At 73.9% G+C, this 6,415-nt stretch carries 5 protein-coding genes and 1 pseudogene; 5 read left to right on the top strand and 1 reads right to left on the bottom strand.

Annotated elements, in window-relative coordinates:
- On the bottom strand, positions 1–1,951 hold a 1,951-nt coding region (locus IE312_RS13090; RefSeq protein WP_229899650.1), incomplete at its 3' end, for an alpha/beta fold hydrolase.
- A 172-nt stretch (positions 1,952–2,123) separates the two neighbouring features.
- On the opposite strand from IE312_RS13090, the gene IE312_RS13095 reads away from it, so the two are divergent.
- From IE312_RS13095 to IE312_RS39830, 5 genes and pseudogenes are all read left to right on the top strand, one after another.
- On the top strand, positions 2,124–2,318 hold the full coding sequence (locus tag IE312_RS13095; RefSeq protein ID WP_030346161.1) for a hypothetical protein: 195 nt from the start codon (positions 2,124–2,126) through the stop codon (positions 2,316–2,318).
- 48 nt (positions 2,319–2,366) lie between these two features.
- The gene (mshB, locus tag IE312_RS13100) at positions 2,367–3,227 is read left to right on the top strand and encodes an N-acetyl-1-D-myo-inositol-2-amino-2-deoxy-alpha-D-glucopyranoside deacetylase (RefSeq protein ID WP_189981357.1); all 861 of its coding nucleotides are present in this window, start codon (positions 2,367–2,369) and stop codon (positions 3,225–3,227) included.
- Positions 3,224–3,640 carry a DUF6113 family protein gene (locus tag IE312_RS13105; protein WP_189981358.1) on the top strand — a complete coding sequence of 139 codons (417 nt, stop codon included), beginning with the start codon at positions 3,224–3,226 and terminating at the stop codon, positions 3,638–3,640. The genes mshB and IE312_RS13105 overlap by 4 nt, the downstream gene beginning before the upstream one ends.
- 157 nt (positions 3,641–3,797) lie before the next feature.
- The gene (locus IE312_RS13110) at positions 3,798–6,155 is read left to right on the top strand and encodes a hypothetical protein (RefSeq protein WP_189981359.1); all 2,358 of its coding nucleotides are present in this window, start codon (positions 3,798–3,800) and stop codon (positions 6,153–6,155) included.
- Between the two features lie 157 nt (positions 6,156–6,312).
- Positions 6,313–6,415 (top strand): annotated as a pseudogene (locus tag IE312_RS39830) (ABC transporter ATP-binding protein); the annotation flags it as partial.

The following is a 6,415-nucleotide window of genomic DNA, read 5'->3' on the forward strand; positions in this document are numbered from 1 at the left end:
CGTTGTCGTCCGCCAGCCCGTGGACGACCATCATCGGGCGGTGCGGCCCGGCCGGGTCGACCAGGCCCGCGTCGTCGATCAGCGAGTTGCGCCGGTAGACCTCCGGCTGCTCGTTCGGGTCGCCGAGGTAGCGCTCCTGGTAGTGGGTGTCGTACAGCCGCAGGTCGGTGACCGGCGCGCCGACCACCGCGGCGTGGAAGACGTCCGGACGGCGCAGCGCCGCCAGCGCGGCCAGGTAGCCGCCGAAGGACCAGCCGCGGATCGCCACCCGGGTGAGGTCCAGCGGGTACCGTTCGGCGAGCGCGTGCAGGGCGTCGACCTGGTCCTGGAGGACGACCGCCGCCAGGTCGTCCCGGACGGACTTCTCCCAGGCGGGCGAGCGGCCCGGGGTGCCCCGGCCGTCGGCGACGACCACCGCGAAGCCCTGGTCGGCGAACCACTGGGAGGTCAGGTGGGCGTTGTGCGCGGCGACCACCCGCTGGCCGTGCGGACCGCCGTAGGGGTCCATGAGGACCGGCAGGGGAGTGTCACCGTGGTAGTCCCGTGGCATAAGCACGGCGCACGGAATTCGGCGTGCGCCCCCTTCCGTGAGGGTCACCCGTGGGGTCAAACCGGGATCTTCCGCGTAAGAACGGACAGTTGTCGTCGCTTTTCCGTCACGCAGCACCTGGGCCCGGGTGCCCGGCCGGTCCAGCGCCGCGGACACCAGGACGGTCACGCCCCCGGACCGCACCGCCGTGTGGACGCCCGGTTCCTGCGACAGGCGTTCCACGCCCAGCTCGTTCACCCGGTACACATGGACTTCGCCAATTTCCGGCGCCTCGGCCTCCGGGCCGGAAGAGGCGGAAACCAGTACGTCGTCCGCACCCACGTCCAGGACCGCCCGAATGTGCAACTGAGCGCTGGTCAGGGGCCGTTCGCCGACCGTCAGCACCCGGGCGCCGCCCTCGTCCGCGATCCGGACAAGCTGCCCGGAGGGGCTCCAGCAGGGCACACCGGCGAAAAGTTCCAGCCAAGTTGGATCTTCGTCGGCGTGCACCATCCGGGTGGCCCCCGAATCCGGGTCCACCGCCAGGAACAGCTGGCTGCGCTGGTCCCGCGCCTGCACGAGCAGCAGCGGTGCGCCCGCCTCTGACCAGTGCACTCGCGCCAGATACGGATAGCGGGACCGGTCCCACGCGACCTCCGTGCGCTCCCCGCCGAGGCCCACGACGAACAGGCGCACGTCCGCGTTAGGGGTGCCCGCCGCGGGGTACCTGACGTTACTTGGCTCACGCTCCGGACGGGCCGGATCCGCGATCCACCACCGCTGTACCGGCGTGTCGTCCACACGCGCCACGAGCAGCCGGTCCGACCGCGGCGACCACCAGAACCCCCGCGAGCGCGCCATCTCCTCGGCCGCGACGAACTCCGCGAGCCCGTAGGAGACGTCCGCCGACTCCGGTTCGGCCAGTGCCCGGTCGCCGTGGCCCTCGGCGCCCACCACGCGCAGCGCGCCCTGGGCGACGTACGCCACGTGCCGTCCGTCGGGGGACGGCCGTGGGTCGATCACCGGTCCCGGCACCGGGAGTTCGCGTGCCGTGCCGGCCCGCAGCTCCGCCGTGAAAAGCCGCCCTGACAAGGCGAAAGAAGCCAACTCCAGGGCGCTGTCGGTGGCGTAGCCGACGATGCCGGCGCCGCCCTCGCGGCTGCGCTCCCGGCGCGCCCGCTCTTCGGCCGACAGTTCCTCGCCGGCGCCCCCAAGGAGCGTGCGCGGGTCGGCCACCGGGCGCTCGGCGCCCTCCGGAAGGTCCATGACCCACAGGGAGTTGGCCCGGTCGATGCCGGAGCCGGAACGCAGGAAAGCGACACGCGAACCGTCGGGCGCCACGGTGAAGGAACGCGGCGCGCCGAGCGTGAACCGCTGGGTCCGGGCGTGCCGACGGGGGAAGGAGTCAGCCTCGGTCGTCATACCCCCGACCATATTGGCCATGCGCCCCCTTGTGCGGCCGTGCGCCGACCGATGCGCGAGTACGGATAGTTATGATCACTACCGCAGAGTGGGTATGAACCTGCTGGCGTCTGCATGGATTTGCTCAACTGATCAGAACCCGCGTCCCTGGGATCTTTGGAGGTGAGCCGCCGTGGCACTCTCGATTTCGGCGGTTGTGCTGCTGGCGATCATCGTCTTCCTGCTGATCAAGAAGTCGGGGCTGAAGGGCGGCCACGCGGTCGTCTGCATGCTGCTCGGCTTCTACCTCGCCTCCTCGACGGTCGCTCCCACGATCAGCGAGCTGACGACCAACGTCGCCAGCATGATCGGCAGCATCAAGTTCTGACGGCCGCCGTCCCGGGTACCCGCGCGGGGACCTCGTAGGGTGGTTCCCATGACGGAACTGCCCTCCCGGCGTCTTCTCCTGGTGCACGCGCACCCGGACGACGAGTCGATCAACAACGGCGTGACCATGGCCAGGTACGCGGCCGAGGGTGCCCACGTGACCCTGGTCACCTGCACCCTGGGGGAGCGGGGCGAGGTCATCCCGCCGGAGCTGCGGCACCTGACGGGCCCCGCGCTGGGGGCCCACCGGCGCGGCGAGCTGACCGCGGCCACGGCCGCGCTCGGGGTCCGGGACGTCCGGCTGCTCGGCGGCGCCGGGCGGTACGGCGACTCCGGGATGATGGGGCTGGCCGAGAACGCCGACCCCGGCTGCTTCTGGCAGGCCGACGTCGACGAGGCCGCCGGCCGGCTCGCCGACGTGATCCTGGAGGTCCGCCCGCAGGTCCTCGTGACGTACGACGACAACGGCGGCTACGGACACCCGGACCACATCCAGGCCCACCGCGTCGCCATGCGGGCGGCCGACTTCGCGGCCGAACGCGGTCACCGCATCGCCAAGGTGTACTGGAACCGCGTCCCGCGCTCCGTCGCGGACGCCGCCTTCGCCCGCCTCCAGGACGAGTTGTCCGTTTCGCCGTTCGACAAGAGCGCGACCGTGGACGACGTACCCGGCGTGGTGGACGACGCACGGATCACCACCACGATCGACGGCACCGCGTACGCCGCCGCGAAGGCCGCCGCGATGCGCGCCCACGCCACCCAGATCGAGGTGGCCGGGCCCTGCTTCGCACTCTCCAACGCCCTCGCCCAGCCGCTGTTCACCACCGAGTACTACGAGTTGGTGCGCGGCCCGGGACAGCCCGGCGAGACCGACCTGTTCGCCGGCCTCGGCCCCGGGGAGGCGTCATGAGCGACGCCCGCGACGGCTCCCTGCTCGCCCAGCCGCTGCGCCCGCCCTCCGCCGGCCGGGCCGCCGCCCTCGTCGGCCTGTTCCTGCTCGGCGCCCTCGTGGGCCTCGCCGGTGCCCTGGTGCAGGGCGGCTGGTTCCCCGGCGGGCTGCTGCTCGCCCTCGCCGGCGCCGCCGGGCTCTTCCTCGGCGGCGCCCACGCCACGGCGGGCCGGGGCGGGGCGGTCGCGCCGGCAGCGGGCTGGATCGTCGCCGTCGTCCTGCTCACCACCACACGCCCCGAAGGCGACTTCCTGTTCGGCGCGGGCGGCGGGTCCTATCTCTTCCTGCTCGGCGGTATGGCGCTCGCTGTGATCTGCGCCACCGTCGGCGCCGGGCGGCAACCTCGCGGCGGTGGGGCCCGACTTGGGAAGTGACGTACCACTTCGCCGTCCGGCGCGCGTGCGAGTCCCGTGTGGGTTTCCCCGGCGGTCATGGGATAAGCGCCAGAAGTGGCCAGTATGGTGGTGCGCGCCGCCGAGCCGCCCGCAGTGAGGTCGTCACGGGCGGTGGAGCCAACTGGGAGAACCTGCCTTGAGTCGTGAAACTGACACTCCGTCCTCCGGGCCCGACGGGCGCGGCGGAGCCGCATACCCCTCCGGCACGCCGCCGTACGGGACCCCCATGGTTTCCGACGACGGTACGGGCGCGGGCCGTTCGGGCTCGCGACCGGAGGAGAAGAAGACCGAGACCACGCTGACGACCCGGATCCGGATCAACATCCCCGGCTCCCGGCCCATCCCGCCGGTCGTCATGCGCAAGCCCGTCGGGGACGGCGAGGGATCCGGGGACGTGGCGCCCGCCGCCGAGCCGCGGCCCGCCGCCGACCGGACCCCCGCCGGACCCGCCGTCGAGGCCCCGGGTGAGCCCGCGGCCCAGGCGGACGAGAAGACCAGCGACTGGTTCGCGCCCCGCAAGTCCTCGGCCCCCAAGGGCGGTCCGGGCGGCGGCGGCACGAACGGCGCCGGGATCCCCGGCGGTTCCGCCGCCCCCGCCGCCTCCACCGGCGCCCCGGGCGGCCGAACGGGTGGTCCGGGGGCGTCCGGAGTGGCCGGTACCACCGGCGCACGCCCCGGCGGCGGCCGGCCCGGTGGTGTGGTCGGCTCCGTCAGCGTGCCCGGCGGCTCCCGCCCCGGCGGTACCAACGGCAAGGGCCTGCCCGGCGCCACCGGCGGCCCCGTCGCCCCGGGCCACGGCGGCGGCACCGGCTCCTTCGACGTGACCGAGGCGCTGGCCGCGGGCCCGCTGGGCGGCTCCCGCCCCGGCTCCGCGGGCTCCGACGAGTCCCGCCGGGACGACCTGCCGTACTTCTCCGACAACGCCGACAACGCCGACCACGCCGACAAGACAGGCGGCGCCGGCAACGGCGGCCGGAACGGCCTCGGTGCGGCCGCGTCCCGCGGGCAGGACGGCTACGGCGGCGCGGCGGCCGGCGCCCACGGGCACGGCGGCGCCAGCGGCTACAACGGGCCCGGCGGACACGGCGGGTCCGGCGGCCCGCAGGGCCCGGCCGGTCCCACCGGCGGCCCGGTCACCGGTGACGGCACTTTCGCCCCGCCGGCCGGCCGCGGCCCCGGCGCGGGCCCGGGCGAGCCCTTCGACGGCCCCTCCGGCGCCGGTTACGGCACCCCGCCCGGCCGCAGCGCCCTCACCGACATCGCCGATCTCACGGCCCCCGGGGGCCCGGCGGCCGGTCCCGCGGGCCGCGGGCCCGGCAGCGGGCTCAGCGACGACACCGCGATCCTCACCCCGCAGAAGCCGGCCCCCGAGCCGGGCACGCCCGGCTACCGCTCCCCGGCCGCCGGCAACGTCTCCGGACACACCGTCACCAGCGGCATCCCGGTCGTCCCGGACCCGGGGAACGCCCCCTTCGGCACCCCCTCCGACGGCCCGGCGGCGCCCAAGCCCCAGCCGGCGGCCGCGCCCAAGGCGGCGGGCAAGCCGAAGAAGAAGGGCCGCAGCAAGCTGATGCTGCTCGGCGTCGGCGTGGTCGTCGTCGTCGGCGGTGCCTACGGCGCCGGCCTGCTGATGAACCACACCGACGTGCCCAAGGGCACCACCGTGCTCGGCGTCGACATCGGCGGCGGCACCCGCGACGACGCCGTCAAGAAGCTGGACGACGCCTTCGGCAGCCGGGTGAACAAGCCGCTGAAGCTGGCGGTGGGCGGCAGGACGGTCACCCTCACGCCGGAGAACGCGGGACTGCAGTTCGACTACCAGGCCACCGTGAGCGAGGCCGCGAAGAGCGACTACAACCCGGTGCACGTGGTCGGCTCCCTGTTCGGACAGAAGCGCGTGGTCCAGCCGGTCATGCCGGTGGACGAGGAGAAGCTGCAGGCCGCCCTCCAGCAGGCCGGCGGCGGCTCCGGCTCGGTCACGGACGGCACCATCAAGTTCGAGTCCGGCAAGGCAGTGCCCGTCTACGGCAAGGCGGGCAAGGCCATCGACGCCGGCCGTTCGACCAACGCGGTCGAACAGGCCTACCGCACGCTGGTGGAGCAGGGCGCCGCGCCCGCGGTCGCCGTGCCGACCACCACCAAGCAGCCGACGGTGTCGAACGCCGAGGTCGACCGGATGCTGAAGGACTTCGCGAAGCCCGCGATGTCCGGCCTGGTCCGGGTGCAGACCGACGCGGCGCACAGCATCCCGTTCGGCCCGGTCTCGCTGCCGAAGATCATCAGCTTCAAGGCCGTCGACGGCACGCTCGTGGACACCTACGACCTGCAGGCGCTCAAGAACGCGTACGGCAGCACCTTCGACGGGGTGCAGATCCAGACCGCGACCGGGAAGCGGGGCGTGCTCCCGCAGGACGTCGTCGCCGCCCTGCGCAAGGCGCTGCGCGGCAGGACGGCCGCTGAGCGCGTCGGGGTCATCGACACCAACCCCAGCTAGCCGCACATCGGCCGGGGGCGCCCTTCCCGAGGGGCGCCCCCGCGCCGTGTCCGTGTCCGTGCCCGTGTCCGTCACCCGATCCGCATGACATCTGTCATCCGGCATCCAGGACCGCCGACACTGCCGCGGCCACCGTCCGCGCGGCCAGCATGGACCCATGACGACGACAGCGGCGCCCGCCACCACCCCGGTGGTCGGGTTCGACCAGGTGACCAAGACGTACGGGAGCGTGCGGGCCGTCGACGGCCTCTCGCTCCGGC

Origin of the sequence: Streptomyces capoamus (assembly GCF_014654935.1) — a bacterium.
Classification (GTDB): Bacteria; Actinomycetota; Actinomycetes; order Streptomycetales; family Streptomycetaceae; genus Streptomyces; species Streptomyces capoamus.

Coding starts and splice junctions, on each gene's coding strand:
- mshB (WP_189981357.1), top strand. CDS start 2,367: ATGACGGAACTGCCCTCCCGGCGTCTTCTCCTGGTGCACGCGCACCCG.
- IE312_RS13105 (WP_189981358.1), top strand. CDS start 3,224: ATGAGCGACGCCCGCGACGGCTCCCTGCTCGCCCAGCCGCTGCGCCCG.